Genomic DNA, 22,207 nt, shown 5'->3' with positions numbered 1-22,207 from the left:
GACGGGTTGGGCGGACGTCGGGCTGACGCAGTCGGCGACCCTAGCGCGGCAACCGGATCGTCGCGTTCAGCCCGCCGCCCTCGCGGTTCGTCAGCGCGACCTCACCCCCCGCATCGCGTACGATCGCCCGGGCCAGCGCCAATCCCAGCCCGATCCCGCCGGTATCGCGATTGCGCGACGTTTCCAGACGGGTGAAGGGATCGAACACCTCCGCCATCCGGTCCGCCGGAATGCCGGGGCCACGGTCCGCGACGATAATCGCCACGGCCTGCGCGCTCGTTGCCACCCGAACCTCGACAGCGCCGGCATATTTGATCGCATTCTCGATCAGGTTGCGCACCGCCCGCCGCATCAGATTGGGCCGCAGGTGCAGGGGCACCCGTGCCGCCTCCACGAAGTCGACATCATGGCCGAGGTCGCGGAAGTCGTCGACCACCGCGTCGACCAGCGCCGCGACGTCGACATCGGTCGCCGCCTCACTCGGCCGCCCCAGCCGCGCCAGCGAGAGGATGTCGTCCAGCGTCGCGTTCATCTCGTCGATCGTCTCGACCATTCGCGCCCGGTCGGTATCGTCCTCGACCGATTCGACTCGCACCCGGAGTGCCGCCAGCGGTGTCCGCAGGTCATGGCCGATCGCACCCAGCATCCGGTCCTTTTCGTCGACCATCGCATTCACCCGCCGCCCCAGATCGGTGAAGGCGGAGATCAGCAGCCGTACGTCCTGCGGCCCGGAAGGCTCAATTGCCGGCAGCGGGCGGGCGGGATGAAAGGCGCGTGCCGCCCCCGCCAGTCGCCTGAGCGGCTTGGCGATACGCCGCCCGATCCACAATACCGGCAGCAGCACGATGACGTAGAGGATGAAGGTCTGCGCCAGCAGCTGCCACAACAGCCCGCGCTCGGCCATCGGCCACGGCGTATGCGAGACCAGCCAGCCGCGCCCCGGCAGCTCGACCGCGGCATCCAGCACCGCGCCCATCCGCCGCAACCGGTCGGCGCGAGGGCCAGTGATACCCCGCGCCCGGACTTCGGCTTCGTCGATCGGGCGGATATTGGCCGCGATGGTGCCGACCCGGATGCCGGCTTCGGCAAAGCCCGACCTGATCGCCGCTTCGACGTCTCGCTCCGGCTCGCCGCGCATCGCCGGCACGCGATCCGTGACCAGCCGCACCCCACGCATCCGATCGCGCGGGGTTGCGTTCGCCTGTCCCGGCCGCGGCGCGATCCGGCGTTCGGCGGCGTCGATCAGCCGGGTGACGGCGGGAAGGGTGATTTCGGCGAAGCGAAAGGCACGGCGTTCGCGCAGCAACAGCCCGAAGTTCAGCGCCTGCGCGACGAACAACGCCACCGCGACCAGCAACGCGATCTGTCCGGGCAGGCTGGTCGGCAACAGCCGCTTCACAGGCGCGTCACCTCGGTCGCCAGCGTATAACCGCCGCCCCATACCGTCTTGATGATCTCCGGGTTGCGGACGTCGGTCTCGATCTTCTTGCGCAACCGGCTGACCTGATTGTCGATCGCGCGATCGAACGCCGCCGCCTCGCGCCCCTGGGTCAGGTCGAGCAACTGGTCGCGGGTCAGCACCTGGCGCGGGCGGGTGACCAAAGCATGCAGCAGGTTATATTCCCCGGTCGACAGCGGCACCGACACGCCCTCACGATCGACCAGCGCGCGTTCACCGGTCTTGAGCACCCATCCGGCGAAGGCGAACGACCCGGCCTCCGGCGCGTGTTGCCTGACCGCGCCGCCAGCCGTCCGCCGCAGCACGACCTTCACCCGTGCCGCCAGTTCGCGCGGGGAAAAGGGCTTCACGACATAATCGTCGGCGCCCATTTCCAGCCCGACGATCCGGTCGGTTTCTTCCGCGCGCGCGGTCAGCAGGATGACCGGCGTCTCGCTTGTCTCGCGGATATGGCGGCACAGCGACAGCCCGTCCTCGCCCGGCATCATGATGTCGAGGATAGCGAGGTCGATGGCATAGGCGTTCAGCCGCGCCCGCGCACCCTCCGCATCGCCCGCCTGGGTGACGCGGAAACCCTGCTTCGTCAGATATTGGGCAAGCGGTTCGCGGATCGATCGTTCGTCGTCGACCAGCAGTAAATGAGGAATATCGGCCATGTCGGACATGCTACGCGGCCCATCGACATAAGGGAAATGCCGGACGGCGCGGTACGCGACCGCGCCGTCCGGTCAGGGGTTACTCGGCCGGCTGACCGCCGCGGTGTGCCATGCGCTGGTCGCGCCATTGCTTGCGTTCGGCGGCATCGACGCGGCCGTCATGGTTGGCATCCTGCCGATCGAAGGCACGCGCCGCGACCGCGCGGAATTCCTCGCGGGTGACGACGCCGTTCTTGTCGACATCGGCGCGTTCCAGCATGCGGTCGCCCATAGACCGGCCGGGCATCGGCGTCGTGCCATCGACGGTCCCGCGCGGGCGCTGCGGCATCGCTGCGCGCTCGGCGGCGCTGATCGTGCCGTCGCGGTCGGTGTCGAGCGCGTCGAACCGGCGGTCGGCGCGGGCAAGCGCTCCCTCGCGGGTCAGGACGCCGTCGGCCATCGGACGGGGCGTGGGCGGTGGCGTCTGGGCGGTGACGATCGCGGGCAGGGCGATACCGGCGAGCGAGGCAGCGGCAATCAACGAACGCATGGGACTGTACCTTTGAACAAGGGGCGCACCCCCGGTGGAGAATGCGCCGCTTGTCGCCGGTAATTGTCGCCAGCCTTTGTCGACAAACCGCGGCTTTGTCGCAGTTTGTCGCAAGGCTCAGTTTTTAGGCGGCGTCCCGAACAGGTTGCGACGCTGTTCGTCGGTCATCGGCTTGCTACCGTCGCTGATCGCCTTGCCCTTGGCATAGGCCGCGGCCGTCGCGGGGCGGGCGGCGATGGCGTCGAACCAGCGCTTCAAATTCGGGAAGTCTTCCAGCTTCTGTCCCTGCGCCTCGTGCGGGACGATCCAGGGATAGGCCGCCATATCGGCGATTGAATAGTCGCCGGCGATGAAGTCGCGGTCGGCCAGTCGCTTGTCGAGCACGCCGTACAGCCGCGCGGTCTCGCGGATATAGCGGTCCTGCGCGTAGGGAATCTTCTCCGGCGCATAGATGTTGAAATGATGATTCTGCCCGGCCATCGGACCGAGGCCGCCCATCTGCCACATCAGCCACTGGATCGCGTCATAGCGTCCGGCGGTGTCGGCGGGCAGGAAGCGGCCGGTCTTTTCCGCCAGATAGAGCAGGATCGCACCGGATTCGAAGATCGACAGCGGATCGCCGCCGCCCAGCGGTTCATGGTCGACGATCGCGGGCATCCGGTTGTTCGGTGCGATGGCGAGGAATTCGGGGCGGAACTGCTCGCCCTTGCCGATATCGACCGGGTGGATGGTGTAGGGCAGGCCGGCTTCTTCGAGGAACAGCGTGATCTTGTGGCCATTGGGCGTGGGCCAGTAGTGCAGGTCGATCATGGAACGGCTCCGATACGGGGTAGGCGCGGCAGATGGTGTGCTTCCCCGCGCAAACCAAGGCGTCAGCGAGCGAACAGGGTGAGCGGAACTGCATCCGCCATCGCCCGATAGCCCGCTATCGAGGGATGCAGGTGGTCGCCCGAGTCATAGGCGGGCAGCAGGCGGTCGGGTCGCGCCGGGTCGCGTACTATCCGGTCGAAATCAATCACTGCGTCGAAATGGCCGGGGGTGCGGATCCAGGCGTTGATCGCCTGCCGTGCGGCTTCGGCGGCGGCGTCGGGGTGGTAATAGTCGTTGCCGACAAACGGCGTGATCGTGCCGCCGATGACGGTCAGCCTGAGCGCCCGTGCCCGCGCGACGATCTGGGCATATCCGGCGATCATCTGCTGCACTCGAGACTGGCGCTCCTCCGGCGAGACCGGCCGTTCGCGGCCTAGCCGGCCCAGGTCGTTGATCCCTTCGAGGACGATGACATAGCGCGCGCCGGGCTGGCTTGCCACGTCGCTGTCAAAGCGCGCCAAGGCATTGGGGCCGCTGCATTCCGCCAGCAGGCAGTTGCCGCCGATGCCTTGGTTCAGCACCGCGATCCGACGCGTGCGCGGGGCGGCGGACAGGCGGCGGGCGAGATCGTCGGTCCAGCGCAGATGCCGCCCGTCGGTCACGCCATAGCCATCGGTGATCGAATCGCCGAGCGCGACGATCGCCCGCGCCGGAGGGGCGGCGGTCACCTCGACGGCGGCGATCTGGAACCAGCGTTCGACCGGTCTGGCATCGGCGAAGGCGGTGTCGGCCAGCCGATCCCCGCCGGCAATCCAGCTACGCGTCCGGGCGCCGGGATGACCGGTCTGCTGGTCGGGCAGGGCGGCGAAGTGGGTGGTAATCGCGAGGTCGGACAAGGGCTTGGCGGCAAATGGCACCGGATCGGACCAGAAATCCGCGCCGGCGGGAACCTCGACGTCCGGGCGGCCACCGAAACGGAGCGCGCGGTCGGTGCCCGCCTGGATCCCGGCGGCGGCGGGGCCCGATGCGACCGCGACATGCGCGCCGGCGATCCGCAGCGGGGTCGTGCCGAACCGGTTGGTGAAGCGCACGCGCAGCGCCGCTCCGCCGAGCGTCAGTCGAACGACCTGGCGGACGGTCGTGTTGCCGGAAGTTGGCGAAGGTAGTGCGTGTTCGGGGTTCGAGCGGATCGGGGAGGTGGTCCAGGTCGCGACCCAGGTCGGCGGAGGAGAACGATTTGCCGATGCGATGCCACAATACAACAGAACAAAGCCTACGGTCGAAAGTATACGCATAGATGTTGCTCCGTTGTTTGCGTGATTAGATGTTTCAAATGCACTAATTGGCCAAGTGTATAAATTCGCCCTTGCGATGGTTCCGGTTGTTTCTTTGGAAACTCATCCACTATAAATCCATTTATATTGATGGGTTTGCGCAAAGGCCGCGTTGATGGCGGTCTGAAGGAAGTGGCAGGGTTAACGGACAACCGGGAGGACAGCGTATGCCAGGAACGGGCGGCGAAGTGATCATGCGAAACGAGGCCGATCAGCCGACGGTATCGTCTGCCGACTTCGCCCGCCGCTTCGGTCAGTTGCGCCAGATGCAGGATGACGAAGCGATCTTCGTCACGCATCATGGCCGTGCGACCCATGTGCTGACGACGGTTCGCCACTATAACGCGCTGCGCGACAACGAAGGTGACGGCGATGCGCCGATCGCGCCGCCCAGCCTGCAGGATTTCGCCAACTGCCTGACGGTCGGGGTGCTGCTGATCGATTACGACATGCGCATCCTGGCCGCGAACCATGTCGCGCATGCCCAGCTGGACCGGGAGGAAAACGAACTGGTCGGGCACCATGTTTTCAAGGCGGTACCGACGCTGCACGGGTCGCTGGTCGAAACCTATGTCCGGCGATCGGTCGCCAGCCGCGAACCGGCATCGGCGGAAATTCCGTCGCTGTTTCGCCCCGACAGCTGGGTGCGGGTCGATATCCATCCCTTTGCCCGCCATGTCACCATCCTGTTCCACGACATCACCGAGGACATGAAGCGGCACCGGCTGGCCGATGTGCGTCAGTCGCTGCGCGAGGCGATCGGGGTACATGACGGGATCGGGTATGTCTGCCTCAACACGCGCGGCCATATCGACCGGGCGGAGCCGACCTTTTGCGAGATGGTGCACCTGTCCGAAGAGCGGCTGCACCATGTCGCCATCGCCGACCTGGTCCCCGTCGCCCACCGCGTCGCGTTCCGCGAGGCGCTGGACAAGGTATTGAGCGGCGAGGGCGCGCGCACCATCGACAGCGTGCTGTTGTCGAACGACGGCGCGACAGTCGCGGTGCGGGTGACCATCGCGGAACTGCGCGGCGTCTATGGCAATTAAGGCGCGATCGTCCTGCTGACCCGGCGATAGGATCAGCCGACCAGCACCGGCGTGCCGCAGCGCACGCCGTCGATCCGTACGTCCGCCTGGCCGACATGCACCCCGGCCAGCGCGGTCACCTGCCCCACCACCAGGTCCAGCGCGGGCGCGACCGCGCTCAACGTATTGCCGAGCGTGCTGGTCAACAGGCCGGCCGACACGCCCAGCCCCAGCACATTGGCGCGGATGTCGATGGTGCGCAGCAGGCTGCTGGCGACGCCGGCGGCGATGTCGTTGGTCGAGACCGATTTGACGACATGGTCGTTGATCTCGGCCGTCGAGAAATTGACCCGCTGCGCCTGTGTGCCGCCGAGCTGCACATTCGCCAGACCGGTCAAGGACACCAGCGGCAGCGTGACCATCCGCGCGGGGCGCAGCGCCACCGCCTGCTGGAAATTCGGCAATGCGGCGGGATCGAGATCGGCGATCGCGACGCGTCCGAGCGACGGCGTGACGTCCAGCGCGGCGGTGGCGTTCGCCGGGCCGCCGCGACAGGTGATCTGCGCCAGCCGCGCCTCCGCCTCGGCCAGTTCGACATAGATCGGCACGCGCACCGACCCGAGGCTGAGCGGGGCGTTCACCAGCGCGATGTCGATCCACAGCCGGGTCTGCGCGCTGCGCACGACCGCCTGTCCCGCTTCGCCGACCGACAACCAGCGGCTGTTCGCCGCCCGCTCGCCGATCTGGAGGAACACCCGCGTCTGGCCGATGCCCGGAATGCCGAGGTCGATATCGCTCTGCACCTGTCGCGAGCCGCCCGAAATCTGCAGGACTTCGCGCAGGAATGCATAAGCATCGGTTTCGACCGGTCGCAGCGGATCGGCGACGTTGCGGCTGCCCAGCGCGCCGAGGTCGACGATCTTGTCGAGGCGGACCGTGCGATTGGGCAATTTGCCCGCGATGGAACGCAATAGCTGGGCCGCGGCGCTGCTGGTCGTCGACCCGGCCATCGCCGTCACTAGTTTCGGCAGGGCGATATCGGTCGCCAGCACGTCGTTGAATGTGTCGGCGCGCACGCCGCCGGTGGTTCGCAGCAGCTCGGCGGTCTTGAGCAGATCGACCTGTCCCGACACCAGCGCATTGTAATCCATGACCGACAGCGACAATTCGCTGCCCGCCAGTTGCGACAGCAGCGCGCCGGGCAGGCCGCCCTGCACCGATGCCAGCCGTGTCCCGAGCGAAAATGCGGCGAGGTCGATGCGCGCGGCGGTGGCGCGGGCTTCGATGGTGACGTCGCGATAGCCGAACACGCGGGCGAAGACCGGTTGGATGCGGCTTTCCAGTGCGACCTGCGCCGCATTGCCCGGCGTGCCGTTGGCGAGGAACCGGGCATCGACCGCCAGCCGTTCGTCGCGGGTAAAGCGGCCGGGGGTCATCACCGTCAGCCGCGTGCCGTTGTCGGGCGACAGCGATACCGCCGCCTGTGCCCGTGCCGTGCCGTTGGACAGGTCGCCGGCGGCCGCCAGCGCGGCGGCATCGGCCGCGCCCTGCAACCGGCGCTTTTCCAGATACAGGCTGGCGGTATCCACGCCCAGCACCGCCGTGCCGGTCAGCATCGTCAGCCCGCCGGCCAGCATCAGCGCGACATTGCCCTCCCGCGCCTTGACCAGGCGCCGCATAGCCCGGACGACCATCGTCAGAATCCTGCCAGCACGACGCTGGCCTGTCGCTGGATCATGGTCGTCGCGGCGGGCATGATCGGCAGCTTGAGCAACGGGTTGGCCGATCCGTCATAGGCGACGCGGACGGTCAGCAGCCGGCCGTCATCGTCGATGCGGACGGACACGTCGGTGCTGCGGATGCCGTAGCTGCGCGACAGGGTTTGCAGCGCGGCGCCGGTCCCCAACGTCACGCGCTCGGCCGGCGTGATCCCGGCGAGCGCCGCACGCGCGCCTTCGTTCGCGCTTTCCTGCACGACATGCGACATCGCCAGCCAGCTGCCGCCGCTGATAATGCCGAACAGGAAGACCATGAGGACCGGCAGCGCCAGGGCCAGTTCGATGAGCGCGGCACCGCGCCGGTCGGCCGCGACGCGCCGGAGCGGACGCATCCTGCGCAATTTACGTAACGATCGCAGGGGGATGGCGCCGTTGCCGCTCCCGCCCGTTCGAACGGGGCCGGCGGCCGTCGTTGCGCTGTAGTCCGATACGCGGAAGCCGATCGATACGACCATGCTGCACTCCTCCCGATCGACAGGATAGGGCGGTGCGGTGACCGGACGGTTTCCCGTAACCGACTGCGTTATCTCGCAATTTGCGAACCCTTCGGGCGCCTGGTGCCGCCGTCGCCGTCGGGCGTCCGGCGCGGTCCGTCATGCCGGTGCGACGGCGTGGCGCACGCCATATGGCCGACGTCTTGCCCCGCACCGCGCGAACAGTTACCCGCAAGCGTGATCCGCCCGCGCGTCCGCGGGCCACCCCAGATGTGAACGGGTATAGGTACGTGACTGCTGCCAATCGAGCGACGGAATCCAGGCTGTGGTGGCTGGGGGACCGGATGGCGGTCCTGGTCCTGGGCCTGATCGCCGGGTTCGTGGTCGGCCTGTCCTTTGCGGGCGACGGCCGGATCGCGCTGCCGGAAACGCCCGCGCCGGTCGCGTCGCCGACTCCGCTGGTGGCGCCCGGCGCATCCTCGACCGGGACCGATGCCGCGCCGGCGACGCCGGCCGCGCCCGCCATCGCCGCGCGCACCGTCGACGGGCCGATCGACCGCCAAGTCATCAACCGGGTGAAGCGCGACGGGGTGCTACGCGTCGGCGTGTTCGGCGACAGCTTCGGCAACGGCATCTGGGACGCGCTCTATCGGCAGCTGCCCAAGGACGACGGCTTCGAGGTGCTGAAATTCGCCAAGGAGGCGACCGGCTTTACCCGCTACCGCGTGATCGACCTCGAAAAGCGCGCCCGCGAACAACTCGCTGCCCAACCCGTCGATGCCGTCGTGATCAGCTTCGGCGCCAACGACAATCAGGCGGTGTTCGCCGACGGCCATCTCCACCCGTTGATGAGCGATGGTTGGAAACAGGTGATCGGCGACCGCATCGACAGCTACGTAAAGGCGCTGCGCTCGACCGGGGCGGTCGTCTATTGGGTCGGGCTGCCGGTGATGCGCGATCCGCAGCTGGATGCCGACATGCAGGCGATGGACGCATTTTACGAGGAGCATATGCGCCGGCTGGGCGTGCCGTTCCTCGACTCCCGTCCGCTGACGCTGGACGCGGAGGGCAAGTACAATGCCTATCTACCCGACCTGAAGACTGGCAAGCCGGTGCTGATGCGGACCGGCGACGGGCTGCACATGATCGGGGTCGGTTATCAGCGGCTGACCGCCAAGGTGGCGGACGACCTGCGGCGCTATGCCGAGCGTGCCCGGCGTGAGGCGGGGCGGCCGCTGCCGACGCCGACGCCGACGCCGACCGGGAATGCGCGCTGATGTCGGCGCTGTTCGCCCTAGCGCTGGCGCAGGCCGCAAGCGCCCAGGCCTGTATCGGCGGGCTGTGCGACGCGGAACGGCTTCGCCCGTTCCTTGAAAAGCTGGCCAGCGCGAAGGAAGCGCCCGAGCCGGTCCGCATCCTCCAGATCGGCGACAGCCATACCGCCGGCGACCAGATCACCGGCAGCTGGCGGACGGCATTGCAGACGCGTTTCGGCCGGGCGGGGCGCGGCGTGTTGCCGCCCGGTCGCCCCTATGCCGGCTATCTGACCCGCGACATCACCGCCGGCCAGTCGATCGGATGGAGCGTCAACGGCATCTTCGGCGCGGCCTATTCCGCGAACAGCAATATCCGGCTGGGGCTGAGCGGTTACAGCCTGACCAGCGAGCAACCCGGCGCGACGGTGACGCTGAGCGCCGATAACGGCCGCAATTTCGACCGGCTGACCGTCTGCGCGCTGAGCGGGCCGGGACAGGGGTCGCTGCAACTGAGCCTGGGCGCGGCGGTGGTGGCATGGTCGCTCGACGGGGCGCAGGCGGGCAGTCGCTGTCGCACGCTCGACGGCAATGGCGAGGCGACGATCGCGTCGGCGACGGTCATCGGCGGGCCGGTGACGATTACGTCATGGAGCACCGAACGGCGCATGGGCGGCGGGGTGATCCTGTCGAACCTCGGCACGGTCGGCGCGCAGTTCCTGCATTTCGGGCGGACCGACGACCGGGTGGTCGCGACCGAGCTGGCCGCCTATCGCCCCGACCTGATCGTTGTCGCCTATGGCACCAACGAGGCGTTCCGCCCCGGTTTTTCGGCCAGCGCCTACGAAGCGACGCTGCGTGCCGACCTGACGCGGTTGCGGCGGCTGGCGCCCGATGTGCCGATGCTGCTGATCGGCGCGCCCGATTCGGCGACCAAGCAGCCGGGGCTGCAAAGCGGCGAGAGCGGCACCAGTGCGCCATGCGCGGACGGTGGCGGATGGCGGCCGACCGCGGCGCTCGCATCGGTGCAGGCGGTCCAGCGGCGACAGGCCCGGGCGTTCGGCATCGCCTATTGGGACTGGGCGCAGCGCATGGGCGGGCGCTGTGTCGCCGATGGCTGGACGCAGGGGGCGACCCCGTTGATGCGGGGCGACCACGTCCATTTCACCAGCCGCGGCGGGGCGGAGATTGCGCGACTGTTGCAGGCCGATCTCGACGCGGCGATGACCCGGATCGTCGGCGCCGCGCCATCCTCGGGCTGGTCGACCACCGCTCCTTCTGCACCGGTTCGCTAAATGCTGTTTCCCACGCTCAGCTTCGGGCTGTTCTTCCTCGTCGTCTATTGCGTGACGTGGTCGCTGGGGCGGTCGAACGAATGGCGCAAGATCGCGCTGCTGCTGGCCAGCTGGTTCTTCTACGGCGCATGGGATGCGCGGTTCGTCGCGCTGCTGTTCGTATCGGCCTTCGTCAACTGGGCGCTGGCGCAGGCGATCGTGCGCAGCGACGACGACCGAACCGGCCGCGCGCTGGTGACGGTCGGGGTCGTCGCCAATCTGGGGGTGCTCGGCTATTTCAAATATGCCGGCTTCTTCCTCGAACAGTTGAGCGCGCTGCTGACTCCGCTCGGCTTTGCGCGCGACCTGCCGCTGTTGCAGGTGGTGTTGCCGGTCGGGGTGTCGTTCTTCACCTTTCAGGCGATCTCCTATCTGGTCGATGTCCATCGGCGGCGCATCCCGGCGGCGAACCTGCTCGACCTGACGCTGCTGATGTCGTTCTTCCCGCATCTGGTGGCGGGGCCGATCGTGCGCGGCGCGGACCTGCTGCCGCAGTTCCGTCGCGTGCCGACGATCGATCGTGGGGTCGTTGCCGCCGCGCTGCTGCTGATCCTGTGGGGGCTGTTCAAGAAGGCGGTGATCGCGTCGCAGCTGGCCGGCGCGCTGGTCGATCCGGCGTTCTTCGATCCGGCCAGCCGGTCGAGCTTCGACCTGCTGATCGGCGCCTATGGCTATGCGGTGCAGATCTATTGCGACTTTTCCGCCTATTCCGACATGGCGATCGGGCTGGCGGCGCTGCTGGGCTACACTTTCCCGCGCAATTTCGACCAGCCGTACCGCGCCGCCTCGCTGCAGGGTTTCTGGCGGCGGTGGCATATCAGCCTATCGAGCTGGTTGCGCGACTATCTCTACATCCCGCTGGGCGGCAGCCGGAAGGGGCCGGTGCGGACCTATATCAACCTGTTCCTGACGATGCTGCTGGGCGGGTTGTGGCATGGCGCCAGCTGGGCGTTCGTGATCTGGGGCGCGCTGCATGGCGGCTGGCTGGCGATCGAGCGGTTTTGGGCGCGGCATCGCCCCGCCGGCCTGCCCACGGCGCCGCGCTGGGCCGGTATCCTGCTGACGTTCCACATCGTCGTGCTCGGCTGGATCTTCTTCCGTGCGCAGGGCGAGGGGGAGGCGTTCGCCTATCTGGGGCAGCTGTTCGCCGGCGATTGGCGCAACACGCTGGTCACGCCGCTGTCGCTGGCGCTGGTCGTGCTGGGCCTTGCCATCCATGCCGTGCCGGCCGGCATCCTGCAGGGGCTGGCGGTGCGGGTCCGCCACCATGCCGCGCCGATCATCGGGCTGGCGCTGGGCGTGCTGATCCTGATCGTCGACGCGATGCGGCCCGAAGGGGTCGCGCCGTTCATCTATTACCAGTTCTGAGCGGGAGCCGCCGATGACCACGGGTGCCGAACAGGGGGAGATCGTAGAGGTCGGGTCGCCGGTGCTGGTCGCGCCCGATCCGGTCGATGTCGTACGGCCCTTCGCATGGATGTCGACGATCATCGTGACCGCGACGCTGTTCTTGGCGCTGTTCAACGCGCATGCGATCGCGGCGTGGTTCGACGAGCTGCCGCCGTCGCCCTATACCGAGCCGTTGCGGGCGCCGATCGCGGCATGGGCGGGGTTGACCGAGCGGCTGGGGTTCGATGCGCCGCGGGCTGCGGTGCGGAGCCGGTGGGAAGCGGCGCAGGCAGCGCGGTTCGGGGGTGAGCAGCCGGGTGAGGATGGGAGCGCGCGGTAGTTACCGTCCGCTTCCGTTTGCTTCGAGCGCAGGTTCGAGCCTGTCGAGAACCGTAGTCGAGAAGGGCTGCCCCAAACTCAGGGTTCTCGACGGACGCTTCTCGACAGGCTCGAAGCTGCTCGAACCGAACGGGTTTGCGGAGGTGGCGGAAGAGTGTCGACCCACCAACGGCAACGCCCGCGGGAGCATGGCTCGGCGCGGGCGTTGCGGAGGTCCTGGCGGATGCCAGGAGCGTGTCAGCGGTAGAAGGTGTGGTCGGCGATCTGCGCGACGCGGGTGCGCTTCGGGAAGGAAGCACCGGCCGAGTGGAAGAACAGCGCGCCCGGGGCGACGTCTTCGCCCTTGCCGGCCAGCGTGCGCTTGGCGATGTCGACGGCGGTGTTCCAGCGGCCGTTGTTGCGCGGCGGATTGTATGCATCGACGTTGAAGAACTGGCCGCGCTGCTTGACGACGCCGCACGCGCTGGGGGCGAAGCGGCCGCTCTTCATGCGGGCGCGAATGACTTGGGCGACGGCCAGCTGGCCCTTGTGCGGCTGGTTGCCGGCTTCGTGCACGACGACCTTGGCGACACATTCGATCTCGGACTTGTCGAGATCGGCGGTATCGACGTCAGCGTCGTCGGTGGCGACGTCGGCTGCTTCGGTGGGGAGGGGCTGCACGACCGGGGTCGCGGCGGCAAAGGTAACGGGAGTGGAAGCGGGGGCGATCGGTGCCGGTTGCTGTACGACCGGGAGTTCGGGATCCGTGTTCATCGCGACATGGGCGCTCGCTACGCCGCTTGCCGCCGTCAGGCTCCACAACACCAATACGGACCAACGCTTATTCATTCCAACGCATCTTTTGTGCGCGAGGGTGCCCGCCATCGGCCGCAGAAACGCGGACAAAAGAAGCGGCCGTCGGGATCCCCCACGTCTCGCCGTGCGACTTCCGCTTCTTTGGAAAGGGCGGATGGCCGGACCGGCTGAAAACCGGGACGTCCTTCGGGCCGGCGCGGCAAACTGTCAACGTTTGCACCGTTCATCGGCGACGAACCGTTCGTGGCGTCCGATCAATCCACGGCCGAAACGATAAAATAATCGAACGTAAACGCGCGGAAACCATGTTCCTGTCGCCGGATTGTCGCGAATCGTCCGTAGAACCGAGCGTTGTCCCGCCGTCCGACTATTTCGATTCGTCGCCGCGTTCCCGCGCAAATTCATCGAGCAGCCAGCGCCGGAATTGCTGCATCGCACGCCCGGTCGGTCGTGATTTCAGCCGGGTCAGCCAATAGCTGTCGACCGCCGCCTCGATCGCAAAAGGCTGGACAATGCGTCCGCTGTCCAACTCTCGCCGGAACATGGCCGCGGGGGCCAGCGCGACGCCGTTGCCAAGCATCGCCGCCTGCACCATCACCAGCGAGGAATCGAACAGCGGCCCGTGCAGCGCGCCGACCTCCAGCCCCGCCGCCGCGAACCATGCCGGCCAGTCCTGCGACCGATAGGAGCGCAGCAGCGTCGTGCGCAGCAGGTCGCCGGGTTCGCGCAGCGTCCGCGCGACGACCGGCGCGCAGAGCGGGGTGAGCGGCGCAGGGCAGATCACGTCCGCCGCCACGCCATGCCATGCGCCGTCACCGAAGCGGATCGCATAGTCGAGACCCTCGGCCACCAGATCGACCTGGTTGTTGTTGGTCAACAGCCGCAGGTCGATCCCCGGACAGGCGGCACGAAAGGCCGGCAACCGTTCGAGCAGCGCGCCGACCGCGAAGGTGCCGACCGCGCTGACCGTCAGCACCTCGGCCACGCCGCCGGTATCGAACCGGTCGAACAGCCGATCGATCGCGCCGAACGAGTCGATCAGCGTGGGGGCCAGCGCCATCCCTTCGTCGGTCAGCAGCAGCCCGCGATTAGAGCGACGGAACAGCGTGACGCCCAGCCGCGCCTCCAGCGCCTTGATCTGATGGCTGACCGCCGCCTGCGTCACGCACAATTCGTCCGCGGCGCGGGTGAACGACAGATGCCGCGCGGACGCTTCGAACGCGCGCAGGGCATTGAGCGGAACCGGTGCACGCGCCATGGATGCCGAGATTTCCTAAGGATCGAACCGAGATATGATCCTTTGTCGGTGCGTGTATTTGCGGTCAATTCCCCGTAGCGAAGCATGGGCAAGGGGATGGACACAATGCGATACCATAAGCTCGTTCGGGGATGGCTGGCGTTGGCGGCGATGGTGGCGGCCGGTCCCGTTCTGGCCGCCGACCCGCCCGAATGGTCGACGCCGACCGAACCGTTCCGCATCGCCGACAATCTCTATTATGTCGGGACCAAGGGGCTGTCGGCCTATCTGATCGTGTCGCGCGACGGGGCGATCCTGCTGGACGGGACGCTGGAACAGAATGCGGCGCTGATCGAACGTAGTATCCGGCGGGTCGGTGTGCCGTTGAACCGGGTGAAGCTGATCGTCAGCAACCATGCCCATAACGATCATGTCGGCGCGATCGCCCGGATCAAGCGCGATACCGGCGCGCGGTTTCTGGCGAGTGCCGGGGATCGCTGGGCACTGGAACACGGCACCGGACAGAGCGACGTGACCTATCGTCCAACCCGCTATCCTGCGATCCAGGTCGACCGGGTGATCGGCGACGGCGAGGTCGTGCGGCTGGGCGAGGTCGCGCTGACCGCGCATCTGACACCGGGGCATACGCCGGGCTGCACCAGCTGGTCGATGGTCGCGCGCGACGGAGGCAAGCTGCGCCGGGTGCTATTTCCGTGCAGCATCACCGTGGCGGGCAACAAGCTGATCGGCAATCGCGGCTATCCGGGGATCGTCGGCGACTTCCGCCGCACCTTTGCCAAGCTGGCGACGATGCGTGCGGACATCGTCCTGCCGGGCCATCCCGAGTTCGCCGATGTGATCGCGCGCGGTGCACGGCGCAGGGCGGGGCGGGTGGATGCCTTTGTCGATCCCGGCCTGCTGCCGCGCATGGTGGCAGAACAGCGTGCGGCGTTCGAGGCGGAACTGGCCGCGGCACGGCGCAAGGTGAAGCGGGATGCTGTCCGGCGGAACCGATCGTCGTGAACAGCCGCTGCGCTTGTCGAAGCGGCGTATCGAAGGGCCGGCCCAAGTGCTTCGATATGGGCCTTCGACACGCTCAGTCCCTACTCGGCACGAACGGTTCCACCCGCCTGTGCCAATCGCGGCCGCAGACGCTGAACGCAGGTCACCAAGGTCGGACAACGCCGAGTTTGGATCAGCCCGGATCAGTCGTCCTCGTCCGGCGGCGCATCGCCGGGAGAGTGGAGCATCCCGCGATAGATGCCATGCTGCGATCCCGGAATGACGCTCACGTCCAGCCACCGTCGATAAAAGGCTTCCGGCCCGATACCGCCGATGATCGCATAGCCATATTCCATCGCGCGCATGTCGTGCAGGGTGGCGAACAGCAACGCTTCGCCGACACCCCATCCGCGTGCCGCCGGATCGACACCGGTCGGACCGAAAAAGCCGCGCATCGAACAGTCATAGGCCGCGAAACCGATCACGGCATCGCCCCGAACCGCGATCCACAGCGTCGTGACCGGCCGGATGAAGGCGCGCGCCGCCTCGCTCCGCCAAGCCGGACCGAACGTTTCCGCGACCCATGCCAGTACGACATGGCGTTCGGCGGACATTGCCCGGCGGATATTGACGCCGTGTTCGGCAAGTTGTGGACGGTGCTGCACATCGGGCAGGTCGTACAGGCGGACGAGCAGGTCGGTCATGCCGGCATCTTCGTCGCGGAGGACGCGAGACGCAATGTTTCGCTGACGATGCTGCGTCGCGCTCGCAAAACCGGTATCGGCGGCGGGCGGAGCGCGATAGGGTGGCGGTCATGCCGCCGCACCCGCCCGTGTCCGTTCGCAGCCGCCTGTCGCGGTGGGGCTGGATCGCGCTCGGCTGGCTGTTCGTCGCGCTGGGGTTCATCGGCGCGCTGCTGCCGGTCATGCCGACGACGATCTTCCTGATCGTGGCGGCGGGATGCTTCGCGCGCGGGTCGCCGCGGCTGGAGGCGTGGCTGCTCGGCCATCCGCGCTTCGGACCGACGCTGGTGGCGTGGCGGCGCGACGGGGCGATCGGGCGCCGGGCCAAGGGGATGGCCTGTAGCGGCATCGCGATCGGCTATGCGCTGTTCCTGTTCGGCGCGCGCCCCGGGGTCGGTCTGGCGGTGCTCGTCGCGGCGGTAATGGGCGGTTGTGCCGCCTATATCGTCACCCGCCCCGCACCGAGCGACTGAGCCGGTTCGACGATGATCGCCGGCGTCGTCAGCGCGACGAGGCTCAGTTCGAGCTCGGCATTGCGGAACGGCTTGGTCAGCCGGGGAACATCGGCATCGATCCCGTCTTCGTCGGCATAGCCCGACACGATCAGCACTGGCAGCGTCGGATGGGTCCGCTTCAGCCGGCGGGCGAGATCGGCGCCGCTCATGCCCGGCATCAGATGGTCGGTGATCAGCACGTCCGGGGTGAGGCCGGCGTCGAGCATGGTCAGCGCCTCTTCGGCCGAGGCGGCTTCGACGACATTGTAGCTAAGGTCGGCGAGCATGTGCGCGGTGCTCATCCGCACCAGATCCTCGTCGTCGATCAGCAACGCGGTGCCGAGCCGGGTCGGGGCGGGCTGCGGGTCGGCGGGGCGTTCCTCGTCGCTCGGCACGACCGAGCTGACCGGCAGCCACAGGCTGAGCGTGGTGCCCTTGCCCGGTGCGCTGTCGATGGTCAGCCCGCCGCCCAGCTGCGCGGTCAGGCCGTGGACCATCGACAGGCCGAGGCCGGTGCCCTTGCCGATGCCCTTGGTCGAGAAGAACGGCTCGATCGCGCGGCGGGCGGTCGCCTCGTCCATGCCGCAACCGGTGTCACCGACGCTCAGGCGGACATAGTGCCCGCGGGCGAGGCCGGGGACGTCGCCCGGCCGGATCGTGCGCCGGGACGCGGCGATGGTCAGCGTGCCGCCTTCGGGCATCGCATCGCGCGCGTTCACCGCGAGGTTCAGCAGCGCCATTTCCAGCTGGTTGAGATCGGCATGGGCCGGGGGCAGTTCGTCCAGCCTGACCTCGACCACGATGGTCGGCCCGAGGGTCGAGGCGATCAGTCCGGTCATGCTGTCGATCACCCGAGCCACGTCGACGCCGGTCGGTTGCAGCGGCTGGCGCCGGGCGAAGGCCAGCAGTCGCTGGACCAGCATCTTGGCGCGTTCGGCCGATTGCAGCGCGCCCTCGATCAGGCGGCGTTCGCGTTCGGTGCCGACATTCTTGCGCACCAGCATGTCGAGCGAACCGATGATCGGGGTCAGCAGATTGTTGAAGTCATGTGCGACGCCGCCGGTCAGGCTGCCCATCGCCTCCATCTTCTGGCTCTGACGCAGCGCCTCGCGCGCAATTTCCAGATCGGCCTCGCGCTCCTTCGCTTCGGTCAGGTCGCGGCCGACCGCGACGAAATTCTGGCCATCCGCTTCCGGCGCGACGGTCCATTCGACATGCTTCCATTCGCCCGTACTGGTCGCGATGCGGTTCTCGAAACGGTTGGGGCGATGCGTCGCCGCCATCTGCGCGATCGCGGCCAGCGTGTGCGGCTCGTCCTCCGGATGCATGAAGCGCGCATAGCCGCGCGAGAGCAGTTCGGCCTCGCTCCAGCCCAGGACCCGCGACCAGGCCGGGCTGACCGCCGACATCATCCCGTCATAGCCGGCGCGCGCCAGCATGTCCTGCGACAGGTTCCACAGCCGGTCGCGCTCGGCGGACCGGGTTGCGACCTGTTCCTCGAGCGTTTCGTTCAGCCGGCGCAGATCTTCTTCGGCCCGCGCGCGCTCGACCGCGTTCTTGACCCGTTCGCCGACCTCCTGGACCAGGCTCTCCTCGGCCGGGGTCCAGGCGCGCGGGGTGGCCGACTGCACGGCAAGCACGCCGACCCATTCGGTCTCGTCGAACAGCAGCACGTCGATGAACGCCGCGACCCGCCGCTCGGCGAGCGCGGCACGCGTCGCCTCGCACAGCTGCATGTTGCCGGGGATGTCGGGCACCACCACCGGCGCGCCGGTGCGATAGGCGTCGAGCAGGCCGGAGCCGAACGAGGCGAGCGAATGCGCACCGGCGAGCGACTGCACCCCGTCGCAATAATCGCAATCGATCCGCATCACCATGTCGCTGCTGATTTCGGCATAGAAGGCGCGGTTGGCGTTCAGCCATTTCCCCAGCCGCTCGGCCGCCAGTGCCATGATGTCGTTGCGCGTCGTCAGCGGACGCAGCGCATCGGCCAGCGACAGCAGGAACTGCGTCCGCCGCGTGTTGGTGACCCGGTCGGTCGTCTCGGCAAGGATGCAGATGACGCCGGCCGGCTCGCCGCGTTCGTCGAGCACCGGCGAATAGTCGAGGTCCATCCAGACCTGTTCGGGCCGGCCATGGCGGTGGAGCGTCAGCTCCTGATCCTGATAGCGGAGCGTGCCGCCCGCCAGTCCGACGCGCATCACATGATCGTTGAAGTCGGCGACCTCGGGCCACCCCTCGCGCACGTTCGATCCCAGCAGTTGCGGATGGCGCCCGCCGGCAAAGACCGAATAGGCGTCGTTGTACAACATGACGCCGTCTTCGCCCCACAGCATCACGATCGGCACCGGCGACCGCAGCAGCATCGCGGTCGCGGTCTTCAGCGACTGCGGCCAGTGGGCGATCGGCCCCAGCGGCGTCGCGTTCCAGTCGAGCGCAGCGATCAGCCCCGCACAGTCGCCGCCCCCGGCAAGAAACGCGAGATCGCGGTCAAGCGGCCGGGGTTCGACGGAGTGTAGGTCGGACATTGGAAACGACATATCCTGCAATGGCGATGGCCGCGAAATGCCGGTGAGCACCGGAATTTCGCGCACGCGCGGCTTTCCTGATAGCTCAATCGACGTCGGGAATAAACTGCCCGTCCCATGTAACGCGCCGATGCGCCATTCGGCGCCATCGGTTCGGCGCAAGTGGCGGATGGACGATGTACTATTGTGATACGCCCGCGCGAAACGTCTCGATGCCACCGCCAATCAATAGGTGAGGGCGGGCTGTTACCGGACGAGTTTTGCGGCTAATCGAGCTTTTCCCTTGTCGATCGGAATGTGCGTGTCGTCGGAACTGCCCAAAGCGCTTCGCGAATATTTTGAACAGTCGCGGGTCGCGCTCGCGCTGGCCTCGGCCGAGGGTGACAATCATCTGGTGCTGGTCAGCCCGGCGTTCAGCCGCCTGACCGGCTACGAGCCCGAGGACGTGGTCGGGCGCAATTGCCGGCTGTTGCAGCGCGATGCGGCGAATGTCGAACCGCGCGCCCGGCTGCGCGAATTCCTGACGCGGCCGTCCCAGCCCAATGTGCGGACGCCGATCGTCAATTTCCGCAAGGACGGGACGCCGTTCGTCAACCTGCTCTACATGTCGCGGCTGCGCTCGATCGACGGCAAGGCCAGCTATATCTTCGCGTCGCAGTTCGACGTGAGCCGGTCGCAGCCCGAAATGCTGGCGGAATATGACGAGCAGCTGACCGCCACGCTCGGCCGGCTGGTGCCGATCGCCAGCGATGCTGGGATCGTGGTGGAGGGTACGTTGCTGACCATCGCCAACAGTGCGGCGATCGTGGCACAGGCGAAGATGATGCTGGCCGGCCTGGAGTCCCCCCCCGATGCATGACGTCGTGAGTGCCAAGGTCGACGCGCGTTCGCACCGCCCGGCCGGGGTGCCGGTGGTCGGGATCGGCGCATCGGCCGGCGGGCTGGAGGCGCTGCGCGAAATGCTCGCCCCGGCCAGCCTGCCGACCGGCCTCGCCTTCGTCATCGTCCAGCATCTCGACCCCAACCATGAAAGCATGCTGGCGCAGCTGCTCGACCGCAACACCGCGCTGAACGTGCTGCAAAGTTCGGGCGGAGAGCGGATCGAGGCCGATACCGTCTATATCATCCCGCCCGGCCGTGGCCTTGCCATTCGCGACGGCGTGCTGGAACTGACCGATTTCCAGCAACCCCGCGGCATGCGCCGGCCGATCGACGATTTCTTCCTGTCGCTGGCTGGCGACCAGCAGTCCAACGCCGCCTGCGTCATCCTGTCGGGCACCGGCGCCGACGGCACCACGGGCCTGCGCGCGATCAAGGAAAATGGCGGCGTCTGCGTCGTGCAGCAGCCCGAGAGCGCGCGCTATGACGGGATGCCCTTGTCGGCGGTCGGCACCGGCCTGATCGATTTCGTCAAGCCGGCCGGCGAAATCCTCCATTGCCTTCAGGCGTTCTTTCGCCGGCGGGGGTCCGAACCGCTGCAACCGGAAGCGAATGTCGTCGCCGATCATGTCGACGAGATGTGCCGGGTACTGCGCACCGCCATCGGCCATGATTTTTCGGGCTACAAGCGCTCGACGCTGGTGCGCCGGGTTGAGCGGCGGATGCATGTGCTGGGCATCGATACCGGCCGGGCCTATCTGGCGCGCATCCGCAGCGATGCCGCCGAATGCGAGGCGCTGTTCCGCGACCTGCTGATCAACGTCACCCGTTTCTTCCGCGACCCCGATGCGTTCGAAACGCTGCGCATGCGGGTGATCGACCCGCTGATGGCGGACCGCGCGCCGGACGAGGATATCCGCGTGTGGGTGCCCGGCTGTTCGAGCGGCGAGGAAGCCTATACCATCGCGATGCTGTTCGCGGAGGCCGCGCGCAAATCGGGATCGCCGCTGGCGGTGCAGATTTTCGCCACCGATATCGACGAACAGATGCTGTCGATCGCGCGCGAGGGCAGCTATCCCGCCGCTGCGATGGCCGACATCCCGCCGGCCTTACGCGAACGCTATACCGTGCCGCATGCGGAGCGCTTCACCATCGCGGCATCGATCCGCGACATGATCCGCTTTTCCAGCCACAGCCTGGTCAAGGACCCGCCCTTTTCGCGGATCGACCTGGTGTCGTGTCGCAACCTGCTGATCTATTTCGACGACCGGTTGCAACAGGCGGTCGTGCCGCTGCTCCATTATGCGCTGCGGCCCGGCGGCTTCCTGTTCCTGGGGCCGTCGGAAAGCGTCGGGCGGTTCGAGCATCTGTTCGAGCCGGTCGACCAGCAGGCGCGGCTGTTCGAACGTGGACCCGGTGCGCCCAATTATCCGATCGACCTGCCCGGCAGCCAGCGCCAGCCCGTGCCGCGGCGCGAACGCGACAGCCGCGGCGACACGGCGTCGCTCGGCAGCGAATCGCTCGCCACCCGGCGGATGGTGGAACGCTATGCCCCGCCCAGCCTGATCGTCGATCAGGACGGCGGCATCATCTCGGCCTATGGCAAGCTCAGCCGCTATTTCGAATTTCCGGTGACGCGGACCGGGGGCAGCAGCGCGGTCAACCTGGCGCGCGCCGGCCTGCGCAACGTCATCGGCCCGTTGCTGCGCCAGGCGCGCGACGAACGCCGCCGGGTGATCGCGCGCGACGTGTCGGTGGAGGCCGATTACGGCACGCAGCCGGTCGAGGTGATCTGCGATCCGCTGGGCGATGGCACCTTGCTGTTCGTGTTCCGCGACACCGGGCCGTTCGTGCCGTCCGATCCGGGCGAGTTGCAGGACCTGGAGCCGAGCGACGATCATCTGGAATCGCTGGAGGACGAGCTGCGGCTGACCCGCCACCGGCTGCGCTCGGCAATCGAGGAGCTGGAGACGGCGAACGAGGAGCTGAAAAGCTCCAACGAAGAAATGATGTCGATGAACGAGGAGCTTCAATCGACGAACGAGGAATTGTCGACGGTCAATGACGAGCTGAAGAGCAAGGTCGACCAGCTGACCGTCGCCAATTCCGACTTGCGCAATTTCTATGAATCGACCGAACTGGCGGTCGTGGTGCTTGAGCTGCCCCCTTCTGAGTGGTCCATCGAC

The 22,207-nt window shown here is 67.6% G+C and carries 20 protein-coding genes; 9 read left to right on the top strand and 11 right to left on the bottom strand.

All coding sequences use genetic code 11. The annotated features are described in order from the left end of the window. Window positions 1–40: 40 nt before the first annotated feature. The 5 genes from AVT10_RS07145 to AVT10_RS07125 form a co-directional block, all read right to left on the bottom strand. Window positions 41–1,399, bottom strand: a complete 1,359-nt coding sequence (locus AVT10_RS07145; protein WP_232307920.1) for a sensor histidine kinase — start codon at window positions 1,397–1,399, stop codon at window positions 41–43. After that, window positions 1,396–2,115: a response regulator gene (locus AVT10_RS07140; protein ID WP_066689608.1), complete on the bottom strand. Its 720-nt coding sequence runs from the start codon at window positions 2,113–2,115 to the stop codon at window positions 1,396–1,398. Before AVT10_RS07140 ends, AVT10_RS07145 begins: the two co-directional genes overlap by 4 nt. 79 nt (window positions 2,116–2,194) lie before the next feature. After that, window positions 2,195–2,644 (bottom strand): EF-hand domain-containing protein, encoded by a 450-nt coding sequence (locus AVT10_RS07135; protein WP_066689607.1) that lies wholly within the window; start codon window positions 2,642–2,644, stop codon window positions 2,195–2,197. Between the two features lie 117 nt (window positions 2,645–2,761). Further along, on the bottom strand, window positions 2,762–3,454 hold the full coding sequence (locus AVT10_RS07130; RefSeq protein WP_066689606.1) for a glutathione binding-like protein: 693 nt from the start codon (window positions 3,452–3,454) through the stop codon (window positions 2,762–2,764). A gap of 62 nt (window positions 3,455–3,516) precedes the next feature. Then, window positions 3,517–4,749: an SGNH/GDSL hydrolase family protein gene (locus AVT10_RS07125; protein WP_066689605.1), complete on the bottom strand. Its 1,233-nt coding sequence runs from the start codon at window positions 4,747–4,749 to the stop codon at window positions 3,517–3,519. A 233-nt stretch (window positions 4,750–4,982) separates the two neighbouring features. On the opposite strand from AVT10_RS07125, the gene AVT10_RS07120 reads away from it, so the two are divergent. Further along, complete coding sequence (locus AVT10_RS07120; protein ID WP_232307929.1) at window positions 4,983–5,837, top strand: PAS domain-containing protein; 855 nt, start codon at window positions 4,983–4,985, stop codon at window positions 5,835–5,837. Between the two features lie 32 nt (window positions 5,838–5,869). On the opposite strand, the gene AVT10_RS07115 is transcribed toward AVT10_RS07120, so the two are convergent. Together AVT10_RS07115 and AVT10_RS07110 are read right to left on the bottom strand one after the other, a co-directional pair. After that, window positions 5,870–7,495, bottom strand: coding sequence for a pilus assembly protein TadG-related protein (locus AVT10_RS07115; protein WP_198158516.1), 1,626 nt, complete (start codon window positions 7,493–7,495; stop codon window positions 5,870–5,872). Window positions 7,496–7,512: 17 nt separating this feature from the next. Continuing rightward, window positions 7,513–7,926 carry a TadE/TadG family type IV pilus assembly protein gene (locus AVT10_RS07110; RefSeq protein ID WP_066689603.1) on the bottom strand — a complete coding sequence of 138 codons (414 nt, stop codon included), beginning with the start codon at window positions 7,924–7,926 and terminating at the stop codon, window positions 7,513–7,515. 446 nt (window positions 7,927–8,372) lie between these two features. On the opposite strand from AVT10_RS07110, the gene AVT10_RS07105 reads away from it, so the two are divergent. From AVT10_RS07105 to AVT10_RS07090, 4 genes are read left to right on the top strand one after another with little or no spacing between them, the layout of a single operon-like run. Continuing rightward, window positions 8,373–9,305, top strand: a complete 933-nt coding sequence (locus AVT10_RS07105) for an SGNH/GDSL hydrolase family protein (protein WP_066689602.1) — start codon at window positions 8,373–8,375, stop codon at window positions 9,303–9,305. Further along, window positions 9,305–10,576: a GDSL-type esterase/lipase family protein gene (locus tag AVT10_RS07100; RefSeq protein WP_066689601.1), complete on the top strand. Its 1,272-nt coding sequence runs from the start codon at window positions 9,305–9,307 to the stop codon at window positions 10,574–10,576. Before AVT10_RS07105 ends, AVT10_RS07100 begins: the two co-directional genes overlap by 1 nt. Next, the gene (locus AVT10_RS07095; RefSeq protein WP_066689600.1) at window positions 10,577–11,983 is read left to right on the top strand and encodes an MBOAT family O-acyltransferase; all 1,407 of its coding nucleotides are present in this window, start codon (window positions 10,577–10,579) and stop codon (window positions 11,981–11,983) included. A gap of 13 nt (window positions 11,984–11,996) precedes the next feature. After that, entirely contained in the window at window positions 11,997–12,344 is a 348-nt protein-coding gene (locus AVT10_RS07090) for a hypothetical protein (RefSeq protein ID WP_066689599.1), read from the top strand. A 236-nt stretch (window positions 12,345–12,580) separates the two neighbouring features. On the opposite strand, the gene AVT10_RS07085 is transcribed toward AVT10_RS07090, so the two are convergent. Beyond that, a complete protein-coding gene (locus AVT10_RS07085; protein WP_232307919.1) occupies window positions 12,581–13,207 on the bottom strand; it encodes a cell wall hydrolase in 627 nt (208 codons plus the stop codon). A gap of 298 nt (window positions 13,208–13,505) precedes the next feature. Continuing rightward, window positions 13,506–14,396 (bottom strand): transcriptional regulator GcvA, encoded by an 891-nt coding sequence (gcvA, locus tag AVT10_RS07080; RefSeq protein ID WP_066689597.1) that lies wholly within the window; start codon window positions 14,394–14,396, stop codon window positions 13,506–13,508. 105 nt (window positions 14,397–14,501) lie between these two features. On the opposite strand from gcvA, the gene bla reads away from it, so the two are divergent. Next, entirely contained in the window at window positions 14,502–15,398 is an 897-nt protein-coding gene (gene bla, locus AVT10_RS07075) for a subclass B3 metallo-beta-lactamase (RefSeq protein ID WP_066689746.1), read from the top strand. Window positions 15,399–15,580: 182 nt separating this feature from the next. Here the strand turns inward: bla and AVT10_RS07070 are convergent, their stop codons facing one another. Then, on the bottom strand, window positions 15,581–16,081 hold the full coding sequence (locus tag AVT10_RS07070) for a GNAT family N-acetyltransferase (protein ID WP_066689596.1): 501 nt from the start codon (window positions 16,079–16,081) through the stop codon (window positions 15,581–15,583). A gap of 110 nt (window positions 16,082–16,191) precedes the next feature. Between AVT10_RS07070 and AVT10_RS07065 the strand changes: the two genes are divergently transcribed. Continuing rightward, window positions 16,192–16,593, top strand: a complete 402-nt coding sequence (locus AVT10_RS07065) for a YbaN family protein (protein ID WP_066689595.1) — start codon at window positions 16,192–16,194, stop codon at window positions 16,591–16,593. On the opposite strand, the gene AVT10_RS07060 is transcribed toward AVT10_RS07065, so the two are convergent. Then, on the bottom strand, window positions 16,560–19,142 hold the full coding sequence (locus AVT10_RS07060) for a PAS domain S-box protein (protein WP_066689745.1): 2,583 nt from the start codon (window positions 19,140–19,142) through the stop codon (window positions 16,560–16,562). The genes AVT10_RS07065 and AVT10_RS07060 overlap by 34 nt on opposite strands. 283 nt (window positions 19,143–19,425) lie before the next feature. Between AVT10_RS07060 and AVT10_RS07055 the strand changes: the two genes are divergently transcribed. Beyond that, window positions 19,426–20,001, top strand: a complete 576-nt coding sequence (locus tag AVT10_RS07055; RefSeq protein ID WP_232307918.1) for a PAS domain-containing protein — start codon at window positions 19,426–19,428, stop codon at window positions 19,999–20,001. 46 nt (window positions 20,002–20,047) lie between these two features. Next, window positions 20,048–22,207 (top strand): CheR family methyltransferase (locus AVT10_RS07050; RefSeq protein WP_443018141.1); only part of this gene is annotated, 2,160 nt, incomplete at its 3' end.

It is taken from the genome of Sphingomonas hankookensis, assembly GCF_001619955.1.
In the GTDB taxonomy this organism is placed as follows: domain Bacteria; phylum Pseudomonadota; class Alphaproteobacteria; order Sphingomonadales; family Sphingomonadaceae; genus Sphingomonas; species Sphingomonas hankookensis_A.
Note: the sequence above shows the minus strand (reverse complement) of the source record. Positions and strands in the feature narration are given on the sequence as shown.